The sequence below is a fragment of the Streptomyces sp. GESEQ-4 genome (assembly GCF_017948455.1).
In the GTDB taxonomy this organism is placed as follows: Bacteria; Actinomycetota; Actinomycetes; order Streptomycetales; family Streptomycetaceae; genus Streptomyces.
Window position 1 is genome coordinate 55,647 of record NZ_JAFFSU010000016.1, and the last position, 22,858, is coordinate 78,504.

Sequence of the window (22,858 nt, forward strand, 5' to 3'; positions counted from 1 at the left end):
CTACCGCCCTGGTGCTCACAGATTGCTGAAGTCCGGCCCCTTGGTCCGCGTGCGCTTGATCTCGTAGAAGCCGGGGACCGAGGCCACGGCGAGGGTGCCGTCCCAGAGGCGGGCGGCGTCCTCGCCCTTGGGGGCGGGGGTGACGACCGGGCCGAAGAAGGCGATCTGGTTGCCGTCGGCGCCGGGCACGGCGATGACGGGGGTGCCGACGTCCTGGCCGACCTTGTCGATGCCCTCCTTGTGGGAGGCGCGCAGCTCGGCGTCGAACTCGAAGTCCTCCTGGTCGAAGTAGTCGATCAGGTCGGCGGGCAGGCCGGTGTCGGCGAGGGCGTCGGCGACGGCCTCGCGGGTCGGGCCCTGGCCCTCGTTGTGGATGCGCGTGCCGAGCGCGGTGTAGAGGGGGCCGAGGATCTCGGAGCCGTGCTTCTGCCAGGCCGCGGTCACCACCCGGATCGGCTGCCAGGCCTTGGTCTCCAGCAGCTCGCGGTACTCCTCGGTCAGCTCGTCGAGCTTCGGCTCGTTCAGCACGCCCAGGCTCATGATGTGCCAGCGGACCTCGATGTCCCGGACCTTCTCCACCTCCAGCACCCAGCGAGAGGTCATCCAAGCCCAGGGGCACAGCGGGTCGAACCAGAAATCGACGGGGGTCTTCTCCGACATGTCTCTCCTCATGAGGCAGGCAGGTCTCCGCGGAACCTCTGGGGGAACGTTTCTGCTCACCCGGCCATTCCCTGATGCCGCCGGTCAGGGCCACATGGCAGGATCAGGGCTGTCCGCATGCTGAACACACCCCGAGGGAGTGCCGCCCGTGCCCGGTGAGAATCTGTCCCGCGACGAGGCCCGGGAGCGGGCCGCCCTGCTGTCCGTCGACGGGTACGACGTGTCCCTCGACGTGCGCTCCGCCGTCGGTGGCGGGGACGGCGAGGACAAGGCGCCGCGCACCTTCCGTTCGGTCACCACGATCCGCTTCCGCTGCGCCGAGCCCGGCGCCACCAGCTTCGCGGACCTGATCGCGCCGAGCGTGACGGCCCTCTCCCTCAACGGCAAGGACCTCGACCCGAGCGAGGTCTTCGACGGGACGCGGATCACCCTGGAGGACCTCGCCGCCGACAACGAACTCGTCGTCGACGCCCAGTGCGCCTACTCGCGCACCGGCGAGGGCCTGCACCGCTTCGTCGACCCCGAGGACGGTGAGGTCTACCTCTACACGCAGTACGAGCCGGCCGACTCCCGCCGCGTTTTCGCCAATTTCGAGCAGCCGGACCTCAAGGCCCCGTTCCGCTTCGAGGTGCGGGCGCCCGAGGAGTGGACGGTGTGGAGCAACGGCGTCGGTGAACTCGCGGACGGGGTCTGGCGGTTCGCGGAGACGAAGCCGATCTCGACGTACATCACCTGTGTGGTGGCGGGCCCGTACCACTACGTCACGGACTCCTACTCCCGTACCTTCGCCGACGGCACGACGCTGGACATCCCCCTCGGCGCCCTGTGCCGCAAGGGCCTCGCCCCCTACTTCGACGCCGACGACGTGTTCCTGGTGACGAAGCAGGGCCTGGACTTCTTCCACGACCACTTCGACTACCCGTACCCGTTCGGGAAGTACGACCAGGCGTTCGTGCCCGAGTACAACCTCGGCGCGATGGAGAACCCGGGACTCGTCACCTTCCGCGAGGAGTTCATCTTCCGGGGCAAGGTGACGCGGGCGTCGTACGAGGGCCGGGCGAACGTCGTACTGCACGAGATGGCGCACATGTGGTTCGGCGACCTGGTCACCATGGAGTGGTGGGACGACCTGTGGCTGAAGGAGTCCTTCGCCGACTTCATGGGCGCCTTCGCCCTGGTGGGCGCGACCCGCTTCCAGGACGGCTGGATCACCTTCGCCAACCGCCGCAAGGCATGGGCGTACCGCGCGGACCAGCTCCCCTCCACGCACCCCGTCACGGCGGACATCCGTGATCTGCAGGACGCGAAGCTGAACTTCGACGGCATCACGTACGCCAAGGGGGCTTCGGTCCTGAAGCAACTCGTCGCCTACGTCGGTCAGGACGCGTTCCTGGAGGGCGCGCGGCGCTACTTCAAGCGGAACGCGTACGGCAACACGCGCCTCGGTGATCTGCTGTCGGTGCTGGAGGAGACCAGCGGGCGCGACATGGGGACGTGGGCGCGGTCCTGGCTGCAGACGGCGGGGGTCAACTCCCTCACACCGCAGGTCATTCTGGACGCGGAGGGCCGGATCGACGAGCTTTCCGTGCTCCAGGAGGCGGCCGAGTCGCACCCCGAACTGCGGCCGCACCGGGTGGCGGTGGGGCTGTACCGGCGTTCCGAGGGCGGGGCGCTGGAGCGGTACGCGCGCGCCGAGGTGGACGTCGACGGGCCGCGTACGGTCGTGGGGGAGCTGGCGGGTGCACAGGCGCCGGAGCTGGTCCTGGTCAACGACGACGACCTGACGTACTGCAAGATCCGCTTCGACGAGACTTCGCTGGCCACGCTGAAGGACGGTCTCGGCGGGATGACCGATCCGCTGGCGCGGGCCCTGTGCTGGTCGGCGTTGTGGAATCTCACCCGGGACGCGCTGCTGCCGGCGCGGGACTTCATCGGGCTCGTGCTGCGGTTCGCGGGGCGCGAGTCGGACATCGGGGTGCTCCAGATGCTGCACGCCTGGGCGAACTCGGCGCTGGTGCACTACGTGGCGCCCGGGTGGCGGCCGGTCGGCGAACGGCTGCTGGCCGAGGGCGCGTTGCGTGAGCTGCGGGGTGCCGAGCCGGGCAGTGAGCATCAGCTGGCGTGGGCGCGGTTCTTCGCGACGGTGGCGGCGGGCGAGGGCGATCTGAAGCTGCTGAAGGGGCTGCTGGAGGGAACGGAGACGATCGAGGGCCTGGCGGTGGACCAGGAACTGCGGTGGGCGTTCCTGGAACCCCTCGCCGCGCACGGGGTCGCCGACGAGTCGGTGCTCGCCGCCGAACTGGCCCGCGACGACACCGCGTCCGGCAAGCGCCACCAGGTCCGCTGCCTCGCCGCCCGTCCCTCGGCCGCGGTCAAGGCGCAGGCGTGGGCGCAGGTCGTCGAGTCCGACGCGCTGTCCAACGCGCTGGTCGAGGCGACGATCGCGGGGTTCGCGCAGCCGTCGCAACGGGAGTTGATCGCGCCGTACGCGGAGAAGTACTTCGCGGCCATCGAGCGGGTGTGGTCCGAGCGGTCGATCCAGATCGGGATGGACGTGGTGCGGGGGCTGTTCCCGGGGTTGCAGGACTCCGAGGAGACGCTGGCGGCCACGGACGTCTGGCTGTCGGCGCACGAGACGGCGGCGCCGGCCCTGCGGCGGCTGGTGCTGGAGGCGCGGGACGATCTGGCGCGGGGGCTGCGGGGGCAGGCGTGCGATGCGGTGGCCGAGGGTGCGTCAAGCTCCGGATGACCCTTGGCCAACGATCACGGCCTCCGTGACCGTTACGGAATTCAGGCAATAGCAGCCGTAACCCCTGGTCCAACCCGAACGGACCAGGGGTTTTCCGTGCCTACTCGGCATCCGAACACCCGTCCTTTAGTGCCAAGTTGTCCGCTTTTGTCGACGGACGTGTAACAACGGTTAAGGGGCGGATCGGACGCGGGAACCTCCGGGTCATGAACCACAACACCCCGCTCTCCCCCCGCCCCCTCCGCCACCTCTCCGAGGTGCACCGCCGCGTCATGACGGCGGCCCAGCTCCGCTCGCACGGCGTGTCCGCGGCCGACGCGAACGACCAGTGCCGGCCCGGCGGCCCCTGGCAGCAGATCCTGCCGGGCGTCTTCCTGCTCCACCCGGGCCCCCCGACCGGCGAGGAGCGGCTGCACGCGGTCCTGATGTACGCGGCACGCGAGTCGTCCCCCGGCGTGCCGGCCCAGCCCGGCGCGGACGACCCGCACCGACCCGTGTACGCGGAGGCCATGATCACGGGCCTCGCGGCGCTGGCCCTCCACGGTTTCGCCTCCGCTCCCCCGCTGCTGTCCCTGGAGAAGCTCGACATCCTGGTCCCCCGGCTGCGCCGGCTGCGCTCCACGGGACCGGCCCGGATCGTCCGTACGGCGGCCCTGCCCACCCCGCAACAGGTCACCGGCGTGCCCGTGGCCCCCGTCCCCCGCGCCCTCGCCGACGCGGTCTCCGGCCTCGCGGACGCCGGCGCCGTACGCCGCCTCCTCACCGAAGCCGTGCGCGGCGGTCACTGCGAACCGGCCTCCGTCGTCCGGGAGTTGAACAACGCCAAGCTGCTCAGCCGGCCGCACGTCGTGGACGCGGTGGACTCCCTCCTGGCCGAGGGCCGCGCGATCGCGGAGGACCGCCTGTACCGCATGGTCCGCGAGTTCGGCCTGCCCGATCCGGTGTGGAACGTCGACCTGCGGCTACCCGGTGGGCCCCACCTCGGCGGCCTGGACGCGTACTGGCCCGAGCAGGCGGTCGCCGTGGAACTGGACACCCGGGCTCCACGCCAGGACGAGGACGCCCTGTGGTCCGAATACGCCCGCAAGCGCGAGCACCTGGAGCGCCTCGGCATCACCGTCGTCCACATCACACCGAAGAAGCTCCGGGACTCGATGGAACAGCAGGCCACGGTCGTCCGCACGGCCCTGATGGCATCGGCGGACCGCGATCCGGCCGCGTATGTCGTGGTGCTGCCCCGGTAACGACGAACCGGGACCGGCACCAGGAGGGGAGAGGAGGGGCACCGGGCCCGACGCCCGGGGCCCCTCCTCATGCACACGGCCCCTAACGGCCGAGGCCCTCGACCGCCGCGGTGGCCGCCTTGGCGATCAGTGCGTCGTCTCGCTCGGCGTCCTTCTTGCCGCGGGTGGACAGGACCGTCAGGACGATGGGGTTGCCGCCGTCGTCGGGCCAGACCACGGCGATGTCGTTGCGGCCGCCGTATCCGGCGGTGCCGCTCTTGTCGGCGACGTCCCAGGCCTTGGGGACGCCGGCCCTGATGAGGGTGCGGCCGGTCATGTTGGTGGTCATCCACTGCCTGAGGAGCAGGCGTTCGTCGCTTTTCAGAGCGTCGCCGAGGAGGAAGGCGCGCAGGCTGCCCGCCATCGCGCGGGGTGTGCTGGTGTCGCGGATGTCGCCCGGGGTGCCGTCGCTCATCTCCGTCTCGTAGCGGTCCATCTCGGTGACGTCGTCGCCGAACTCCTCCAGCACCTTCTCCAGGCCGTCGGGGCCGCCGAGTTCGTCGAGGAGCAGGTTGACGGCCGTGTTGTCGCTGTACCAGAGGGTGGCGGCGCACAGTCCCCGCAGGGTCATACCGGTGTCGACGAAGTCCTCGGAGACGGGCGAGTTCTCGACGAGGTCGTCGCGGGAGTACGTGACCACCTTGTCGATGCCGTCCGTGCCGTACTTCCGGAGGATCGCCCCTGCCGCCAGCGCCTTGAACGTGGAGGCGTACGCGAACCGGTCGTCCGCGCGGTAGCCGACCGAGCGGCCCGTGCCGGTGTCCAGGGCATAGACGCCGAGCCGTGCGTCGAACTCCCGCTCCAGGGAACGGAATGCGGGGCCGGTGGGGTGCTTCGTGGCTGACGCTGGTGAGGCGGATCTCGTCGTGTCGGCGGATGCGCCGGTCCCGGACGCGGATTCCTGGCCGCATGCCGGAAGCGCGGCCAGGGCGAGCAGTCCGGCCGCCGCCCAGGCGGCGCCTCGGCGGGTGCGAAGCGGATGCGTCATGGATGAACCTCCAGGCCGTCGAAGGGCAATGGGCGGTGTGGGCCCCCGGGGAACCCCTGGGCCGCGACCAACTCTCCGGGCCGCGGGGTGCCGGGGTCCAAGACGCGGACGTTCGACTCCATGCTGTTTTGGCATAGTGGAGCGCGTGGATCTTGTCGCGGCATGCCGGGCGTTCGTCAGTGTGAGCGAGCACGGCAGCTTCACGGTGGGCGCCGCGGCGGCCCGTACGGCCCAGTCCGTGGTGAGCCGTCGCGTCGCCGCGCTGGAACAACGCCTGGGTGAGCGGCTGCTCGACCGGTCCTCGCGGGCGGTGACGCTGACGCCCTTCGGCCGGGACATGCTGCCGACGGCGAGGCAACTCGTGCTGCTCGCCGACCGGTTCGAGTACGAGGCGGAGGCGGCCCGGCGCCGGCCGCTGCGGCTCGCCGTGCCCGCCGTCTGCCCGACCGGCGCGCTCGCCCGGCTCATCGCCGACGCGCACGAACAGGGCGTCCTGCTCGACCCGTTTCCCGCCGGTCCGGCCGAGCGAGCCGACCTCGTGTCCTCCCGGCAGGTGCGTGCGGCGCTGCTCGCGGTGGCGCCCACCGAGGCGGCCTGGACGGTGCCGCTGGGGCTGGCGGTCGCGGACGAGCCCGGCGCCGGGCCGATCTACCTGGACACCCTGCGCCCCGGCCGGGCCGACCGCGACCGGCGGCCCCGGCGCGTGTGGCTCCAGCCGGAGGACGACGTACCGCACGTCCGGGACCGGCTCACCCGGCTGCGCGACGCCGTCGGGCTGCGCCCGGCCCAGCTGGCCGTCGCACCGGCCGTGGCCACCGCCGCGGCGGACGTGCTCACCCACGGCGACGCCCTGCTGTGCTCGGCCCCGCAGGCCCGCGAACTCCGCCTCCACTGGCGGCCCGTCGGCGAGCTGGGCCCCGGTTTCGCCCGCGGTTTCTCGCTCGCGGTGGCGGACGAGACGGACGTCGATGCCGGGCGCATACGCCAGGCCTGCGCGCCCGGCATCGCCCGGTGCCTCGGCGCCACGGAGAGCGCGGAGGCGACCGTATGAGCACCGGTTCCGAGCGACTGCTCGCGGACGAGACGGACATCGACGCGGACCACGCACGCCATACGTGCCCGCCCCGCATCGCCCGGTGCCTCGGCGCCACGGACAGCGCGGAGGCGGCCGTATGACCACCGGTACCGAGAGACTGCTCGGGGAACTGCGCCGGGCTCTGCACGACGGCGGGCTGTACGGCTCCTTTCTCGTCCGGGATCTGGAGACGGGTGACGAGATCGGGATCGACCCCGACACCGAGTTGCCGGCCGCGTCACTCGTGAAAATCCCGCTGGCCCTGGCGACGCTGGAGCGCATCCGGCGCGGGGAACTCGACGGCGCCAAGGTGATCGAGGTGGCGCCCGGACGGGTCACCACCCCCGGTCCGACCGGCCTGAGCCGGTTCCGGCACGCCGCCCACATCGCCGTGGAGGACCTGCTCTACCTCAGCACCTGTATCAGCGACAGCAACGCCGCCGACGCCCTCTTCGAGCTGACTCCCCCTACCCAAGTCGGGGCGGTCCTGCACGAGTTCGGGCTGCGCGGCATCGCCGTCCGGCACACCATGGGCGAGTTGATGGACACCCCGGTGGAGCGTTTCGACCCCGCGGACGTCCATCTCGCGCATGCCCTCGCGATCGACGCCGGCACGCCGGGGCGCGGCCATCGGGTGCCGCAACTCGACATCTCGCGCGCGAACACCGGAACGGCACGGGCCTTCGTCGACCTCCTCCAGGCCCTGTGGACCGAGGGCGCCGAGCGCCCGGCGATCCACCCCGAGGTCGCCGCACAGGTACGCGGCTTCCTGGCCAACAACCTCCTGCGCAACCGCCTCGCCCCGGACTTCGAGTCCGACGCCTCCACCTGGTCCTCCAAGACCGGCACGCTGCTCAACCTGCGCCACGAGGTCGGCGTCGTCGAGCACGCCGACGGCCAGACCTACGCGATAGCCGCCCTGACCGAGTCGCAGGTGGCCGCCGGCCGGCAGCCGGGCGCCGACGCCCTCATGGGCCAGGTCGCCCGACGCCTGCGCGACGAGCTCCGCTCGAGGTGGGTCTAGAGGCTAGGAGGCGACGGCGACCCGTCACTTACCGCAGTACTCCCCCTCGAGCACCGCGGCCGCGTCCCCGGTCCAGTCCCCGTTGAAGTTGAAGGCGAGGGAGTGGCGGCCGTCGGCGGTCGTGACGGCCACCGAGGAAGAGCCGTGGATGCCGCCCTCGTGGCCCCAGACGTGGACGCCGCAGCTGAGCTCGACGTCCATCAGGCCGAGGCCGTAGCGGATGTCGTTCGTGTCGGGGTCCGTCACCGTGGTCTTCATCTCCTTCAGCTGCTCGGCCGGGAGCAGCCTGCCCTGCATCAGGGCGCGGTAGAAGCGGTTCAGGTCCGCCGAGTCGGAGATCATCCCGCCCGCGGCCCCGGCTCCGGAGGGGTTCAGCACCGTGACGTCGTACGTCGGTCCCGTCGCGTCCTCCGCCAGCTTGGAGTAGGCACGGCTGCTGGGCTGCGGGACGGTGGCCCGGGTGCCGGGGACGGAGGTGGCGGCGAGACGCAGGGGCTCGATGATGCGCCGGCGCACCTCGTCGCCGTACGAGCGTCCCGTGGCCTTCTCGATCACCATGCCCGCGACGATGTAGTTGGTGTTCGAGTAGCTGTACGAGGTGCCGGGCGCGAACTCCGGCTTGTGCCGCATCGCGATCGACACCAACTGCCGGGGCGTCAGGGTGTCGTAGCGGTGCTTGAAGAAGCCGTCCGCGAGGAAGTACTTGCGGACGAAGTCGTCGTCCGAGGTGTAGCTGTAGATGCCGCTGGTGTGGTTGAGGAGCTGCCGGAGGGTGATCCGCGCGCCGTCGTGGCCGTTGCCCTCGACCACGCCCGGCAGCCACCGCTCCACTCTGTCGTCCAGGGACAGCCTGCCCTCGGCCTCCAGTTGGAGCAGCACCGTGGCCACGAAGGTCTTGGTGATGCTGCCGACGCGGTAGCGGTCGTGCTCCGAACGCGGCTGGTCCGTCTTGATGTTGCCGACGCCGGCCGTCGTGGACCAGCTGCCGTGGCCGTCCTTCGCGGTCGCCGTGACACCGGGGACACCGGCGTCGACGGCGGCCTCGATCGCCTTGCGGGTGGCGTCGTGGTCGCTGCCCTTGTCGGCGGCCACGGCGGGTCCCGCCAGTGCCACGGCCGATAGCGCGACTGCCGTCGCCGCCGCCAGGGTCATCCGTACGGTCATGTCTTCCCCCACTTGTCGTACGCCCTTGAGCTCGGTCGCGGGGAAGGACCCCGGGGTCCGGGGGGAAGGTTGCCGCGCTGCGGCGAGGTTGAGCGGCTTTGAGCCCTTCTGGTCAGGCGGCCAGTTGTCGTTGCACTGCCTGGGCGTCGATCAGGTAGTTCATCTCGTAGAAGCGCCCGTCACGAACCTTGTGGAAGGCGTACTCGGCGTACTCGACGGTGGTGCCGGTGGGGGGCACGCCGAACCACTCCTTCGCGGGCGTGCCCTTGTTGAACAGACGGGCCGCCACGCGATCACCGTCGATGGCGAGGTCCTTGACCCGCCAGGTGAAGTCGGGGACCGCGTCGACATGGCCCTTCTGGGCCGCGATGACGTCGTCCCGCTTGACCGGGGAGCCGTTCATGATGACCTCGTCGTGGACGAACTCGGTCATGCGGTCGAACTCATGCGCGTTGAGCGCGTCGATGTAGCGCTGGAAGAAGTCGCGCAGTTCGGCGTCAGACATGGTTGCCTCTCGGTCTCTCGGAATCGTCAGATCTGGTTCAGGCCGCCGTCGACGTAGAGATTGGCGCCGTAGACGAAGCTGCTGTCCGGCGAGGCGAGGAAGGTCACGGCGGCGGCGATCTCGTCCGGGTCGGCGACCCGCTTGGGGGGCAGGCCGGCCGCCACCGCCTTCAGCATCTCCTCGGCGCGATCGCCGAAAGCCGCGTCCCACATCGGAGTGTTCACCGGGCCCGGCGAGATCACGTTCACCCGGACACCGCGGCTGCCAAGCTCGTCGGCCCAGGCGCGGGCGTAGGCCCGCACGGCCGCCTTCGACGCCCCGTAGGCGCTCATGCCCGCGGCGCCCGACTCGGCGGCGGTGGAGGCGGTGAGGATCACCGAGGCGCCCTCGTTGAGCAGCGGGAGGGCCTTCTGCACGGTGAAGAAGGTGCCCTTGACGTTGATGTCGAAGACCGCGTCATGCATGTCCTCGGTGAGCTCGTCCAGGGTCGCGAGGTGGTTGATGGCCGCGTTGGCGAACAGCACGTCCAGGCCCTGACCGCGCTCCCGCACCCTCTCGTACAGGCGGTCCACATCGGCACCGACGCTGACGTCACCGGGCACCGCGGTGGCGTTGCCGATGGCGGCGACGGCCTTCTCCAGCTCGGTTTCGCGCCGGCCGGTGATGAACACGTGCGCGCCCTCGGCTGCGAACCGCTTCGCAGTCGCCAGGCCGATCCCGGTGCTGCCGCCGGTGACGACTGCGGTCTTGCCCTCAAGCTGCCCCATGAGTATGACCTCCACAAATTTCGGTACCGATCGGTACCGAAGGAGACCGTAACACCTTCCGCACCGACCAGTACAGAAGAGGTACGATCGCTCGCATGGAGAAGCGACAGAAGGCACCGATCGGCCGACCGAGGGGTTTCGACGCCGACGCGGCCCTCGAGCGGGCCATGCGGGTCTTCTGGGAACAGGGCTACGAAGGCGCCAGCCTCACCGACCTGACCAGCGCCATGGGCATCACCCGCACCAGCATGTACGCGGCCTTCGGCAACAAGGAGGACCTGTTCCGCAAGGCCCTGGAGCGCTACACCGAGGGCCCCGCCTCGTACGCGGCGCGCGCCTTGCGGGAGCCGACTGCCCGGCAGGTGGCCACCGCGTTTCTCAACGGCTCCGTGCGGGCCACCACGCGCCCCGGCGGCCCCACCGGGTGCCTCGGCGTCCAAGGGTCTCTCGCCGCCGGCGATCCGGGACGGGGCGCCCGCGACGACCTCATCGCCTGGCGCAACGAACACACCTCCCTGCTCCGCGACCGCTTCCAGCAAGCCGTCGACGAGGGAGATCTGCCCCCGGGCACCGATCCCGGACTGCTCGCCCGCTACCTCATGACCGTGGGCAACGGCATCGCCGTCCAAGCCGCCGGCGGCGCCCCTCGCGACGAACTCCAGCACGTGGCCGACATGGCCCTGCAGGGCTGGCCACCGGCCACGGGCCCGTACGCGGCCGAGCCGGCGCCGTCCGCTTAGCGCCCGGTGACCGACCCCTTCTTCAGCACCAGCTCGGTGTTCCGGTCACCCGACTCCCCCGCCAGCTTCGTGCTGGCGCCCGGGGCGTTGAAGGAGAGCTCGCGGTAGAGGGCGGCCAGGCCGGTCTGGGAGAGGTCGGTGAAGTCGGTGCGGTGCGGGGCGGCGGACTCGATGAGGGTGGTGAAGAGCGACAGCGTGCCGTCCTTGTTGTCCACCACCTCGATGATGCGGGCGAGTTGGGGGAAGTCCACGTGGGAGGCGGTGGAGATCTCCCAGAAGGAGTGGCCGCCGGAGCCGGTGCGCGGGGTGATGACGTTCCGGTGGATGTGGCCGTTCACCCAGGCGAGCACGTTGGTGTTGCGGCCCAGCACGGCGAGGACGTCCTCGCCGCCGTGCCGACGGTCGTTCGGGCGGGCCGGGTCGGGGCGCAGGTTGGTCATCGTGCCGCTGGTGTGGTGGCTGAAGATGATCGCGTACGAGTGCTTGTTCTGCTTCAGCGTCCGGTCCAGCCACATCAACTGACCCGCCCCGATGGACCCGTTGTAGTGGCCGCCCGCGTCGGTGGTGTCCAGGCTGATGCCGATGACGTCGTCGGAGATGCGGAAGCTGTAGTACTGGGTGCCCGCCTCGACGTTCGCCGCGGAGTAGCCGTGCCCGACCGGGCCCACACCCTGGTACGCCGGGTCCAGATGGGCCTGGACGTACTCGGCGGCGGTGAACGGGGCGCGGCTGTCGTCCGGGGTGACCGAGCGTAGATCGCGGGAGTGCGCCTTCAGCAGGTCGCGGAACCAGGTGCCCTTGGGGTCCGTGTCACCCTTGAGCGTGTCCTGGAGCTTCTTCGCCTCGGACGCCGACAGGCTCATCAGCTTCTTGCCGCCGACGGCGAACTCGGCGAGGTAGGAGTCGCCGTGGCCGTAGGTGCCGAGCGGCATGGCGTCGTGGTTGCCGACGGTGGAGTACCAGGGGATGGTCAGTCCCGGGCTGTTCATCTCGCGGATCGCGGCGGCCAGGAAGCCGTCGAGGTGCGGGAAGCCGAGCTGCTTGTCGGCGTCGCGGGTGGTGGAGTCCGGCTGCCAGTACTGCTTGAGGCCGCTGTTCTGGACGCCCTCATAGCGGCGCGGATCCCCGGTGTTGGGGGTGACCCGGCCACCGCTCATGATCGTCAGGAACCACTCCAGCTCGGACTTGGCGTTGTTGTCCGTGTTGTCGCCGGTGGTCATGGCGAAGTGGAGCGGGGAGCCGGTGACGGGGGCTCCCCGCAGCGCGTTGACCCGCTCCACCAGCGAGATGGCGCCCGGCACGGTCAGCGCCTCCTGCGGCCGCCAGGCGTGTACGTCCGTCGAGCGGAGGAACTCCAGACGCAGCGGGTGCTGGGTGTCGATCAGATGCAGATCGGTGAGCTGCACGAACGCGGCGAGCGCGGTACGGCGGCCCGCGCGGCCCGACTTGGGGGCGGCCAGGTCGCTGCGGACGACGCGCTGCCAGCCGGGGCCGTCACCGAGGCGCCGGTAGCCGGAGGAGGTGCGGGGGGCGGCGACGGCGGCGAGTGTGGTGCCGCGCGTGTAGGGCGCGAGGGGTGCGGTGGCGGCCTCGCGGGCGGTGACGACCGGGGCTTCCTTGGCGATGGCGGTGCTCGCGGTGGCGGCCTGGCTGTCGGTGGGCCGCAGGGCGTAGCCGACGCCGGCGGACAGGGACACCGCCCCGGTGGCGGCGAGCAGCGTACGACGGTGGACCCCCAGCGTGGAGCTGGCGACAGAGCGTATCCGCGACATGCGCGTGTCTCCCCGAGTGCGAACGCGTCGACAGTGGTCACGGGCCGTCGCTCTCGCGAACTTCCCGCTCGTACTGGATCGTTGGCAGCAGGGGTGACCTGCGCGTAAACAAGACCACAACGCGCAACGCCGATCACCGTACGTCGATCTTGAACTACCCTTCGCGTACGCGAGCGCTCCGCGAACGTCCGGGATACGGTCACTCAGCGTTCATCTAACGGGGTACACAAGCAAAGCGCTCCGCGGAATTCCGGTGCGTCAGCTGCGGGTCCGTCGTGGCTGGTCGCGCAGTTCCCCGCGCCCCTTACGGGGTGCGGTACAGCACCGTTGGCAGCGCCCCGAAGGGGCGCGGGGAACTGCGCGACCAGCCCCCACCGGCCCGCAGGTCCATCACCGCTAATAGGCGGACGCGGGATTGGCGGGCGAGTATTCGGGGTCGGCCCAGCGCAGTGGCAGTGCCGCCGGGGTCTCGACCGACTCCGTCACCGTGAAGCGGACCGTGCGCGTGCCGTCGGCGGTGAACTCCGTGTGCGCCTCGCCGGTGAGCTGGAGAGCCGTGCCTGTCGTCCAGTCCAGGAACAGCAGGCCCGCGCGCGGGTCGGCCGCCAGGTTGCCCAGGGTGAGGAACATGGAGTTGCCCGGGTAGTCGCGCCAGCTCAGCCGGGCGGGGGAATCGACGTGTACGAAGCCGGGGTTGCCGCCTCGATGGCTGACGTCGGCTCCGTTCGCGTGGACGGTGGCGAGGAAGAAGGTGTCGGCCGACTCGATGAACTCGGCCTGGTCGGCGGTCAGTTCGGGGCCATGTCGGGAAGCGCCCGGCCTGCGGCCGTCGACCACTTCGTACGCTTCCCTCTTCTGCAGGTACTTCGGGCAGTTGGCGAACACCCGGTCCGCCTCGATCGCGAAGCCCCGGGGTGTGGGGCGGAGCCGGCCGTCCAGGCGCATGCGGCGGCGGGTGCGGGGGTCGAGGGCGAGGGTGCCGACGGGGGTGCCGGGGGTGGGGAGGGCGGGGGCGAGGGGGTCGGCGGGGCGGGGGGGGGGGGGGGGCGCGGGGGGGGGGGGGGGGGCGGGGGGGGCGGGGGCGGGGGGGGGGGGGGGGGCGGGGGGCCCGACCCCCCCGGGCCCCCGGGCGGTCCGCCCCCCGCGCCCCGCGGGGCGGGGGGGCGCGGGGGGGGGGGGGCCCGGGCGCGGGCGCCGGGCGCGTGGGCGCGGCGCGGGGGGGGGGGGGGGGGGGGGGCGGGGGGGCGGGGGGGGGGGGGGGGGGGGGGGGGGGGGGGGGGGGGGGGGGGGGGGGGGGGGGGGGGGGGGGGGGGGGGGGGGGGGCGCGGGGGGGGGGGGGGGGGGGGGGGGGGGCGGGGGGGGGGGGGGGGGGGGTGGGTTGTTGGCGGGTGCGGGTTGTGTGTGGCTGGTCGCGCAGTTCCCCGCGCCCCTGGGGGGCGATGGTGTCCCGTTCCTCGAGTCGTTGCCGTAGATCCGCCGCCCGTCGGCGTGCGTCTCGGACCGTCAGGGGGAGGGGGGTCCAGTCCGCCAGGCGGCCCAGGGCTACCACCGGTGGGTATACCGGGGATACGGCCATCACCTCGGCCGGGGGACCGAGGATCGGGGTGGCGCCGGGGGAGGGGAAGAGGGCGATCTGGTCGGCGTACTGGACGACGCGCTCCAGGCGGTGTTCGGCCATCAGTACCGTCGTGCCTAGGTCGTGGACCAGGCGTTGCAGGACTGCGAGGACTTCTTCGGCGGCTGCTGGGTCGAGGGCGGAGGTGGGTTCGTCGAGGACGAGGACCTTGGGGTGGGGGGTGAGGACCGAGCCGATGGCTACGCGTTGTTGCTGGCCGCCGGAGAGGGTGGAGATCGGGCGGTTGCGGAGGTCGGCAAGGCCCAGTAGGTCCAGGGTTTCTTCGACTCGGCGGCGCATCACGTCCGGGGGCAGGCCCAACGACTCCATGCCGTAGGCGAGTTCGTCCTCGACGAGGTCCGTCACGAAGTGGGAGAGGGGATCCTGGCCCACCGTGCCGACCACGTCGGCGAGTTCGCGGGGCTTGTGCGTGCGGGTGTCGCGGCCGGCCACCGTGACGCGGCCGCGCAGGGTGCCGCCGGTGAAGTGCGGGACCAGGCCGCTGACCGTGCCGAGGACGGTCGACTTGCCGACGCCGGACGGGCCGACGAGCAGGACCAGTTCGCCCTCGGGGACCTCGAAGTCGACGCCCCTGACGGTGGGTTCGGTCGCTCCGTCGTACGTCACGGAGACATCGTCGAAGCGGATCATGGACGTTCCTTCGGGGTGGGGACCAGGAAAGCGGGGAGCAGGGCGAGGAGTACTGCTGCCCCGGGCCAGAGGGGGAGGGTGGGGGCGACCAGGGGGACCAGGCCGGGGTGGAGTGCGGCCGGGTCGTGGGTCGCGGCGAGGGTGAGGGCTGCGGCCACGGCCGCGCCGGACGCGGTGACCAGCCAGGCGTGCGCGCCCCATGGGTCCGGGCGGTAGCGGGTGCGCGGGGAGCGGCGGCCACCGAGGCGGAGTCCGGCGAGGGCCGCGGCGACTCCGGCGAGCAGGACCGGGAGGCCGTACGTGCCGCCTTCTGCGGTGAGCAGTCCGTACGTTCCCGCGCAGACGCCGAGCAGGCCGCCGAGGGTGAGGGCGGTGGTCGTACGGCGGACGGCGGGCGGGACGTCGGCGGTACGGCCGTAGCCGCGGGCGTCCATCGCGGCGGCGAGGGCGACGGAGCGCTCCAACGCGCCCTCCAGCACGGGGAGTCCGACGGTGGCCAGGCCCCGTATGCCCTTGTCGGGGCGGCCACGGAGGCGGCGGGCGGCTCGGCGGCGCTGGACGTCGGCGATGAGGTTCGGCGCGAAGGTGAGGGCTACGACCACCGCGACGCCCATCTCGTACAGCGCGCCCGGGAGGGACTTGAGGAGGCGGGACGGGTTGGCGAGGGCGTTCGCCGCGCCTACGCAGATGAGGAGGGTGGCGAGGCGGAGGCCGTCGTAGAGGGCGGCGAGGACGGATTCGGCGGTGACCCGGCCGCCCAGGCGGATGCCCTGTGCCCAGTCCGGGAGGGGGACTTCGGGGAGGGTGACGAGGGTGTGCGTGCCGGGGATGGGGGAGCCGAGGACGATCGCGAAGACGAGGCGGATGGCTATGACGGCGAGGGCGAGTTTGACGAAGGCGGTGTAGGAGCGGGCGGTGGGGGTGTTGGCGCGGCAGGTGGCTACGACGTAGGCGGATGTGGCGATGAGGAGGGTGAGGAGGAGGGGGTTGGTGGTGCGGGTGGCTGCGGTGCCGAGGGAGAGGGACCAGAGCCACCAGGCGCCGGGGTGGAGCTGGGGGCGGGGGCGGTGCTGGGCGGGGGTGGGTCGCGCGGCCCGGCGCTGACGGGGTGCCGCCTGCGCCCACCCGTGCCGCCCCAGGCGGCACGACTGCCCGCAGGCTGCGTGGGGCGTGACGCCCGCGGGCTGCGCAGGTTTGCGGCTAGCCATTCCTGCGCCGCCTTGCCTGCCACACCGCTGCCGCGCCCAGTAGAGCCACCACCCCCGCGCCCGCGAGCAGTCCTACCGACGGGCCGCCGCCGTCCTTCTTGCCCTCTGTTGTTGTCGGCTTGGAGGCGCTGTTGTTCTGCTCCTTTACCGGCTCCCCGCATCCCGACTTCGGGTAGCCCGCGATGGCGCAGAGAAGCGCGTTGGTGTTGTAGCGGAGGGGTTTGGCGACCGTGGCGAGGGCCTCTGCGGCGGTTGCGTCTGGGGAGACCGACGCGCAGGCCGTACGGGGCCGCGGTGGGGTTTCTCCCTTGGGCGCGTCCGTCGTCGTACCGAAGTCGAGGACCAGGGCGATCCGCTTCTTGCCGTCCCTCGGTGGGGTTTTGGCGCAGATCGAGGCGAAGTCGGCCGTGCTGCGGGGCTTGGTCGCGTCCGCCGAGTCCTCGCTCACCGCGAAGCGGAAGCCCTGGACGTCGCCGTCGGAGGGGACTGCGGTGGACGGGCCCTGCGTGGCGTATGTCCACGTGTTTGCGTCCCGGTCCCAGAACGACCAGTAGCGGTAGCCGACGGCTTGCGCCTGCCCGGTGCCGAGCGCCAGGACGAGCGAGGTCAGCAGCAGGGCCGCGGCGCGGCGGAGCCTCACGGCTGCTGCCTCTTCTTGCGGCCGCTGAGCAGGAAGCCGATGCCGATACCGGCGACGAGGCCGACGCCGACGATCCACCAGACGTCGGAGGAGGAGTCGTCGTCGCTCTTCTCGGCGGGCGCGGCGGCCTGCTTGGTGGTCTGCGGGGCGGGGCCCGTCGCGTTGAGCTGCTTGAGCAGGTCCGTGCCGCCGAAGTCGCGGGGGTCGGTGCGTGTGGCGTGGGCGGCGAGGATGAGCTGGGCGTAGGCGGCGGGGCCGTTCTGCTCGGCCCAGGTCGCGGAGTTCTGCTCGAGCCAGGTCAGCGGCTTCTGCGCCGCCTTCGGTCCGCCCGTCACGGCGAGGGCGACGACCGCGTCCGCGGTGTTGCCGTAGTCGGGCTGGTCCTCGGCACCGGCGAGCGCGGACTTCAGGTAGCCGTCCTTGGCTACCGTCTCGGCCAGGTAGGACGCGCCGTTGGCGGCGGCCCGGTCCGGGGTGGGGCGGGTGGCGTCGGTGCAGGCGAGGTCCGTGTCGGCGGCGGTCTTCGCCGACTCCATGCTCATGCCCTTCATGGCGAGCACGGCCGCGGCCGTCGCGTCCGCGTTGGCGGTCAGCTTGCCCTTCTTGTCCGGCTGGTAGGCGAAGGCGCCGCCGTCGGCGCAGGGCAGGGCCAGTTCGCGCAGGGCGTCGTAGGGGGACTTGCCGTCGGTCGCCGCGGTCTCGGGGTCCTGGCCGATGGCGTTGAGGGCGCCGATGACGACGGAGGTCGAGTTGGCGTCGCTGGGTCCGCCGGGGGTGTAGCCCCAGCCGCCGTCCTTGTTCTGTACGGACTTCAGCCACTGTGCCGCCTTCATGGCGACGTCCATGTGGTCGCCGTCACCGGCCAGGGACAGGGCCTGGGCCGCGGCGGCCGTGCTGTTGGTGTCGACCATGACCTTGGCGTCGCAGGCCTTGGCGGGTTCGGCGCGGAAGGCCGCGAACGCCCCGTTCCCGCACTGCTGTCCGAGCAGCCAGTCGACGGCCTTGGCCGCGGGCTTCACGTCCGACTTGATCTGCGCGATCAGGGCCAGCGACTGGCGCCAGACACCGTCGTACGTCGGGTCGGTGCTGCCGTACAGCCCGTCCGGTACCGCCGCCGACGGGGAGGGGGACGGCGCGGCGACGGCCGGCGTCGCCGCGCCGATCGTGACGAGGGCGGCCAGGACCGCGGCGCTGCGGCGGACGTTCATGATCGGCGGGTGCCTCTCTGTGCTGTTTGGTTCGCCGCAGGCGCGCTGCAGCCGGTGTCGAGGCGACGATCGTGCTCAGCCCTTCGGGCCTCCGCGCGTTCGTCGCCTCGACACCGGCGCGCGCCAGCGGCTCTCCCTGCGGGGAGCCGGGCAGCACACGGGACACCCCGGGCGGCTCGGCTCCGTATACCTCGACGGTGCCGTGCACCGGCCGGTTGCCGGTACACCTGAGCCGGTCACGATCCGCGCGGGGCAGTCCGGCTCACCGGCCTTCGACGACCGGTTCACGGTTGCGGGTCAGCGCCGGATTCGCACCGGCTTCCCCCCGTACGGGTGTGATGACGACCTGCCCACTCTACCGGCCCGTATTCGAACGGCTGAGGGGTGGCCAAGCGCTCCGCGGGACATGCGGTTCGCCTGCGGGCCGGTGGGGGCTGGTCGCGCAGTTCCCCGCGCCCCTATGGGGCGCGCTTCCGCTTAGCCTCTTGCCCATGCAGCCACCGGGGAGACTGATCGGCTCCGGCCGGGACGCCGATGTGTACGAGATCGACGCGGCGTGGGTCCTGCGCCGCAGCCGGCAGGGATGGGGGGACCAGGCCGCCGAGGGTGTCGTGATGGAGCATGTGCGCGCGTACGGCTACCCGGTCCCGCGCGTGCGGCTGTCCGACTCCTCACGGACCGACCTGGTGATGGAACGCATGTCGGGCCCGACGATGCTGGAGGCGCTCGTCGCCGGTTCGCTGGGTCCGCAGGAGGGCGGCGCCATCCTCGCCCGCCTCCTCCGCGACCTGCACACCATCCCCGCCCGCCGCTCCGGCACGGCCCGCATCCTCCACCTGGACCTGCACCCCGAGAACGTCATCCTCACCGCCGACGGCCCCCGAGTGATCGACTGGACCAACACGGAGGAGGGCGACCCGGCCCTGGACTGGGCCCTCTCGTCGATGATCCTCGCCCAGGTCGCCGTCACCGACACCCCCCTCGCCGCCCCCGCCACCACCCTGCTCACGAACCTCCTCGCCGACCCCTCCCACCTCACGGAGGACGCGCTGACAGAGGCCCGGCGACGGCGCGCGGCCAACCCGACGATGAGCCGGACAGAGGTCGAACTCCTCAGCACGGCGGAAGAATTGATCCGGTCGCTCATGCCCTAGGCGTCGGCCCGGCGAAGGCGAGGAAGAGCGTCCGGGACGTCAGCAGCCAGGTGCCTTCGGCGGACCTGCGGAAGGCGTCTTCGTAGTGGCCGACCTGGACCGGGGGACCCGCCGGTGCCATTCCGCCCTGGTGGCCGTCGATGCGGTGGGTGGTGAAGTAGGAGGTCGCGGTCGCCGTATCCGGGGACGTCACCGTCACCAGGACGTTGGTCATCAGGCGCCGGGACAGCCGGTCGGCAGGGCGGGAGCCGAAGTACTCCCGCAACGCGTCCCGCCCCTCGATCACCCGCTCGCCCTCCGGCCACTCCCACCTGCCGTCCTCGGTGAACAGGTCGGCGACGGACGACGGTTCACCGAGGTCGAGGCGGTGGACGAAGTCGATGATCAGGCGTTCACAGGCGCGCTCGGCGGCCAGAAGGTCATCCATGGTCATGAATTAAACCCACCCGCACGCCGGCAGATCACACGGCCACATACGCCACCGGATCCGTCCCCGTCACCGCCTCCGCCCGCCCCAGTTTCACCAGGCGGCGCAGATGGGCCTCGGCCTCCGACACGGCGATGTTCCTTGATCCGTACGGGATTTGGTCCCAGGGGCGGTTCCACTCCATGCGTACGGCGAGTTGCCAGGGGGTGAGGGGTTCGGCGAGGAGGGTGAGGAGGCTGGTGAGGCGGTCCTCGTGGTGGGTGAGCAACTCCCGTACGCGGGCGGGTGCGTCGGTGAAGGTGTGCTGGTGGGCGGGGAGGACCTCGGCGGGGGCCAGGCGGCCTACGCGTTCGAGGGAGTCGAGGTAGTCGCCGAGGGGGTCGGTGACGGTGGCGTCCTCGGGGTCCTCGTACAGGCCGATGTGCGGGGTGATCTCGGGGAGCAGGTGGTCGCCGGAGAACAGGCGTCCGTGGCCCGGGAGTTGGGAGGGGTGCTCCTCCTCCAGGTGCAGGCAGACGTGGCCCGGTGTGTGGCCCGGGGTCCAGATCGCGCGCAGACGGCGGCCCGGGAGGTCGAGGAGTTCGCCGGGGACGATCTCGCGGTCGGGCAGGGCGGGGGAGAGGCCGGGGACGCCGGAGCGGAGGCGGGGGGAGCGCAGGGGCGCGATGTGTTCCTCGGGGGCGCCGACCGCGGTGAGCTTGCCGGTCATGTACGAGGCCCAGCGCCCGGGGCCGGTCGAGCGGGCCCGTCGTACGAGCGCCGTGTCCGCCTCGTGCATCGCGATCCACGCGCCCGACGCCTCGCGGACCTTGGCGGACAGGCCGTGGTGGTCGGGGTGGTGATGGGTGATGACCACGCCGTGGATGCCGGCGGGTGACGTCCCGCAGGCCGCGAGCCCGTCGGCGAGGGTGTCCCAGGACGTCGGGTCGTCCCAGCCGGTGTCGATCAGGACCGGTCCGCGGTCGGTGTCGACGACGTACACGAGCGTGTGCCCGAGGGGGTTGTCGGGGATGGGGACCTGGATCGACCGCACGCCACCGCCGTGATCGGACACCTGCGCCATGAGCTCCCCCATCGCCGTCTCCGGGCCACTATAACTAGAACGAGTTCCGAAGGTAGCCCGAGTCATCCGTCCCGGTGGTGTGAGATCCGTGGACTCCTCGGAATGGAACTGGTATCAGTTTCGTATCTGATGAACCGTCAGAAGCGTTAGCGTCAGAGTCAGCTCGCGGGAGGCGTCGGCCATGACCGAGCTCGTGGAACACGGACAGCTGTTCATCGGCGGGGAGTTGACCGACCCCCTCGGCAAGGACGTCATCGAGGTGATCTCGCCGCATACGGAAGAGGTCATCGGACGCGTGCCGCACGCGTCGCCGGCGGACGTGGACCGGGCCGTCGCGGTCGCGCGCACCGCGTTCGACGAGGGGCCCTGGCCGCGGATGTCGCTGGACGAGCGGATCGCGGTGGTCACCCGGATCAAGGACGCGATCGCCGTACGGCACGAGGAGATCGCCCGCGTGATCTCCTCCGAGAACGGATCGCCGTACTCCTGGAGCGTCCTCGCGCAGGCGCTCGGCGCGATGATGGTCTGGGACGCGGCGATCACGGTCGCGCGGGACTATGTGTACGAGGAGACGCGCACCGGCGTGCTCGGCCGGATCCTCGTGCGCCGCGAGCCGGTCGGAGTCGTCGCGGCCGTCGTCCCCTGGAACGTCCCGCAGTTCGTCGCCGCCGCCAAGCTCGCGCCCGCGCTGCTCACCGGCTGCACGGTCGTGCTCAAGCCGTCGCCCGAGTCGCCGCTGGACGCGTACATCCTCGGCGAGATCGCGAAGGAGGCCGGGCTGCCGGAGGGTGTGCTGTCGATCCTGCCGGCCGACCGCGAGGTCAGCGAGTACCTGGTCGGGCACCCCGGCGTCGACAAGGTCGCCTTCACCGGCTCGGTCGCCGCGGGCAAGCGCGTGATGGAGGTGGCCGCCCGCAACCTCACCCGCGTGACGCTGGAGCTGGGCGGCAAGTCGGCGGCGGTCGTGCTGCCGGACGCGGACGTCGAGACGACGGTCGCCGGGATCGTCCCCGCCGCCTGGATGAACAACGGACAGGCCTGCGTCGCCCAGTCCCGCATCCTGCTGCCGCGCTCCCGCTACGACGAGTTCGCCGAGGCCCTCGCCGCCGCCGCGGGCGCGCTGGTGGTCGGCGACCCGCTGGACACGGCCACCCAGGTCGGCCCGCTGGTGGCGAAGCGCCAGCAGCAGCGCAACCTCGACTACATCCGCATCGGCCAGGAGGAGGGCGCCAAGATCCTCACGGGCGGCGGGCGTCCGGCGGGCCTGGAGCGCGGCTGGTACGTCGAGCCGACGCTCTTCGGCGACGTCGACAACTCGATGCGGATCGCCCGGGAGGAGATCTTCGGGCCCGTGATCTGCCTGCTCCCCTACGGCGACGAGGACGAGGCCCTGAAGATCGCGAACGACTCCGACTACGGGCTGTCCGGCAGCGTCTGGACGGCGGACGTCGAGCACGGCATCGAGGTCGCGCGTCAGGTCCGTACCGGCACGTACTCGGTGAACACCTTCAGCCTCGACATGCTGGGCCCGTTCGGCGGCTACAAGAACAGCGGGCTGGGCCGGGAGTTCGGGCCGGAGGGCTACGGCGAGTACCTCGAACACAAGATGATCCATCTCCCGGCGGGCTGGGAGGCGTAGCGCCATGGGCGACCGCTGGCAGGTCGAGGTCGACCGCTCCATCTGCATCGGCTCCGCCCAGTGCCTCCACCACGCCCCGGACGGCTTCCGCCTCGACTCCGGACGGCAGTCCCACCCCGTCGAACCCGAGACGGACGCCAACGAACAGATCCTGGAGGCGGCGGAGGGCTGCCCGGTGGAGGCCATCATGATCACCCTGCTGGGGAGCGGCGAGCCGGTGTTCCCGCCGGAGGATTAGCCGGAAAATTTCCATTTCGGGGGTTGCATCGCCCCTTGAGGGTTTTATCCTAGTAATAGGCCTACGGGACGAGTGAGGGAGTCCAACCGAAGTAGCCGACTCTGGCGGAAGGCGGAAGTCTCCGCCGTTGCCGACGTCGACGGTCGGGCTGAGAGGCCGGAAGGTCGTAGTAGTGGGACGACCGGAAGGCGACCCCCAGTCACCTGATCCGGGTCATACCGGCGAAGGGAACCCGTCTCGTAGGTCATTCGCATGCGGTCATTCATGTGCCCCGACCCGTGCGTTTCG

The 22,858-nt window shown here is 71.6% G+C and carries 20 protein-coding genes, 2 pseudogenes and 2 riboswitches; of the genes and pseudogenes, 9 read left to right on the forward strand and 13 right to left on the reverse strand.

Going from position 1 to position 22,858, the window contains the following annotated elements:
* Window positions 1-15 precede the first annotated feature (15 nt).
* The gene (locus KCH48_RS27655) at window positions 16-660 is read right to left on the reverse strand and encodes a DsbA family protein (protein ID WP_210577606.1); all 645 of its coding nucleotides are present in this window, start codon (window positions 658-660) and stop codon (window positions 16-18) included.
* Window positions 661-808: 148 nt separating this feature from the next.
* Here KCH48_RS27655 and pepN point away from each other — a divergent pair, with 148 nt between their 5' ends.
* Together pepN and KCH48_RS27665 are read left to right on the forward strand one after the other, a co-directional pair.
* Window positions 809-3,409, forward strand: a complete 2,601-nt coding sequence (gene pepN / locus KCH48_RS27660; RefSeq protein ID WP_210577607.1) for an aminopeptidase N — start codon at window positions 809-811, stop codon at window positions 3,407-3,409.
* A 206-nt stretch (window positions 3,410-3,615) separates the two neighbouring features.
* A complete protein-coding gene (locus tag KCH48_RS27665; protein WP_210577608.1) occupies window positions 3,616-4,653 on the forward strand; it encodes a hypothetical protein in 1,038 nt (345 codons plus the stop codon).
* An 82-nt stretch (window positions 4,654-4,735) separates the two neighbouring features.
* Here KCH48_RS27665 and bla read toward each other — a convergent pair whose 3' ends face one another.
* The gene (bla, locus tag KCH48_RS27670) at window positions 4,736-5,680 is read right to left on the reverse strand and encodes a class A beta-lactamase (protein ID WP_210577609.1); all 945 of its coding nucleotides are present in this window, start codon (window positions 5,678-5,680) and stop codon (window positions 4,736-4,738) included.
* Between the two features lie 145 nt (window positions 5,681-5,825).
* Between bla and KCH48_RS27675 the strand changes: the two genes are divergently transcribed.
* The 3 genes from KCH48_RS27675 to KCH48_RS27680 are packed head-to-tail and all read left to right on the forward strand — an operon-like array spanning window position 5,826 to window position 7,779.
* Window positions 5,826-6,731: a LysR family transcriptional regulator gene (locus KCH48_RS27675; protein WP_210577610.1), complete on the forward strand. Its 906-nt coding sequence runs from the start codon at window positions 5,826-5,828 to the stop codon at window positions 6,729-6,731.
* Window positions 6,728-6,856 (forward strand): hypothetical protein, encoded by a 129-nt coding sequence (locus tag KCH48_RS42975; RefSeq protein WP_282615191.1) that lies wholly within the window; start codon window positions 6,728-6,730, stop codon window positions 6,854-6,856. Before KCH48_RS27675 ends, KCH48_RS42975 begins: the two co-directional genes overlap by 4 nt.
* Window positions 6,853-7,779, forward strand: a complete 927-nt coding sequence (locus KCH48_RS27680; protein WP_210577611.1) for a serine hydrolase — start codon at window positions 6,853-6,855, stop codon at window positions 7,777-7,779. Before KCH48_RS42975 ends, KCH48_RS27680 begins: the two co-directional genes overlap by 4 nt.
* Window positions 7,780-7,803: 24 nt before the next feature.
* Here KCH48_RS27680 and KCH48_RS27685 read toward each other — a convergent pair whose 3' ends face one another.
* From KCH48_RS27685 to KCH48_RS27695, 3 genes are all read right to left on the reverse strand, one after another.
* Window positions 7,804-8,943, reverse strand: a complete 1,140-nt coding sequence (locus tag KCH48_RS27685) for a serine hydrolase (RefSeq protein WP_210577612.1) — start codon at window positions 8,941-8,943, stop codon at window positions 7,804-7,806.
* Window positions 8,944-9,055: 112 nt separating this feature from the next.
* A complete protein-coding gene (locus KCH48_RS27690) occupies window positions 9,056-9,448 on the reverse strand; it encodes an ester cyclase (protein ID WP_210577613.1) in 393 nt (130 codons plus the stop codon).
* Window positions 9,449-9,474: 26 nt separating this feature from the next.
* The gene (locus KCH48_RS27695; protein ID WP_210577614.1) at window positions 9,475-10,215 is read right to left on the reverse strand and encodes an SDR family NAD(P)-dependent oxidoreductase; all 741 of its coding nucleotides are present in this window, start codon (window positions 10,213-10,215) and stop codon (window positions 9,475-9,477) included.
* A 95-nt stretch (window positions 10,216-10,310) separates the two neighbouring features.
* Here KCH48_RS27695 and KCH48_RS27700 point away from each other — a divergent pair, with 95 nt between their 5' ends.
* Window positions 10,311-10,955: a TetR/AcrR family transcriptional regulator gene (locus tag KCH48_RS27700; RefSeq protein WP_210577615.1), complete on the forward strand. Its 645-nt coding sequence runs from the start codon at window positions 10,311-10,313 to the stop codon at window positions 10,953-10,955.
* Here the strand turns inward: KCH48_RS27700 and KCH48_RS27705 are convergent.
* From KCH48_RS27705 to KCH48_RS27730, 6 genes and pseudogenes are all read right to left on the reverse strand, one after another.
* On the reverse strand, window positions 10,952-12,727 hold the full coding sequence (locus KCH48_RS27705) for a TIGR03767 family metallophosphoesterase (protein WP_210577616.1): 1,776 nt from the start codon (window positions 12,725-12,727) through the stop codon (window positions 10,952-10,954). The two genes, KCH48_RS27700 and KCH48_RS27705, sit on opposite strands and share 4 nt — an antisense overlap.
* 396 nt (window positions 12,728-13,123) lie before the next feature.
* A pseudogene (locus KCH48_RS27710) lies at window positions 13,124-13,759 on the reverse strand (pyridoxamine 5'-phosphate oxidase family protein); the annotation flags it as partial.
* A gap of 256 nt (window positions 13,760-14,015) precedes the next feature.
* Window positions 14,016-14,993, reverse strand: a pseudogene (locus KCH48_RS27715) (ABC transporter ATP-binding protein); the annotation flags it as partial.
* Entirely contained in the window at window positions 14,990-16,201 is a 1,212-nt protein-coding gene (locus KCH48_RS27720) for an energy-coupling factor transporter transmembrane component T (protein ID WP_210577617.1), read from the reverse strand. The pseudogene KCH48_RS27715 and the gene KCH48_RS27720, both read right to left, overlap by 4 nt.
* Entirely contained in the window at window positions 16,194-16,841 is a 648-nt protein-coding gene (locus KCH48_RS27725) for an SCO2322 family protein (protein WP_210577618.1), read from the reverse strand. Before KCH48_RS27725 ends, KCH48_RS27720 begins: the two co-directional genes overlap by 8 nt.
* A complete protein-coding gene (locus tag KCH48_RS27730) occupies window positions 16,838-18,049 on the reverse strand; it encodes a prenyltransferase/squalene oxidase repeat-containing protein (RefSeq protein WP_210577619.1) in 1,212 nt (403 codons plus the stop codon). The genes KCH48_RS27725 and KCH48_RS27730 overlap by 4 nt, the downstream gene beginning before the upstream one ends.
* Before the next feature lie 250 nt (window positions 18,050-18,299).
* Window positions 18,300-18,374: riboswitch (cobalamin riboswitch) on the reverse strand.
* A gap of 166 nt (window positions 18,375-18,540) precedes the next feature.
* Here KCH48_RS27730 and KCH48_RS27735 point away from each other — a divergent pair.
* A complete protein-coding gene (locus KCH48_RS27735) occupies window positions 18,541-19,203 on the forward strand; it encodes a phosphotransferase (RefSeq protein ID WP_246885975.1) in 663 nt (220 codons plus the stop codon).
* On the opposite strand, the gene KCH48_RS27740 is transcribed toward KCH48_RS27735, so the two are convergent.
* The gene (locus KCH48_RS27740; protein ID WP_374104718.1) at window positions 19,193-19,630 is read right to left on the reverse strand and encodes a nuclear transport factor 2 family protein; all 438 of its coding nucleotides are present in this window, start codon (window positions 19,628-19,630) and stop codon (window positions 19,193-19,195) included. The two genes, KCH48_RS27735 and KCH48_RS27740, sit on opposite strands and share 11 nt — an antisense overlap.
* A 34-nt stretch (window positions 19,631-19,664) precedes the next feature.
* On the reverse strand, window positions 19,665-20,693 hold the full coding sequence (locus KCH48_RS27745) for an MBL fold metallo-hydrolase (RefSeq protein ID WP_210577714.1): 1,029 nt from the start codon (window positions 20,691-20,693) through the stop codon (window positions 19,665-19,667).
* A gap of 181 nt (window positions 20,694-20,874) precedes the next feature.
* Between KCH48_RS27745 and KCH48_RS27750 the strand changes: the two genes are divergently transcribed.
* The gene (locus KCH48_RS27750) at window positions 20,875-22,332 is read left to right on the forward strand and encodes an aldehyde dehydrogenase (protein WP_210577622.1); all 1,458 of its coding nucleotides are present in this window, start codon (window positions 20,875-20,877) and stop codon (window positions 22,330-22,332) included.
* A gap of 4 nt (window positions 22,333-22,336) precedes the next feature.
* Complete coding sequence (locus tag KCH48_RS27755; protein WP_210577623.1) at window positions 22,337-22,570, forward strand: ferredoxin; 234 nt, start codon at window positions 22,337-22,339, stop codon at window positions 22,568-22,570.
* 64 nt (window positions 22,571-22,634) lie between these two features.
* A riboswitch (TPP riboswitch) is annotated at window positions 22,635-22,817 on the forward strand.
* Window positions 22,818-22,858 lie beyond the last annotated feature (41 nt).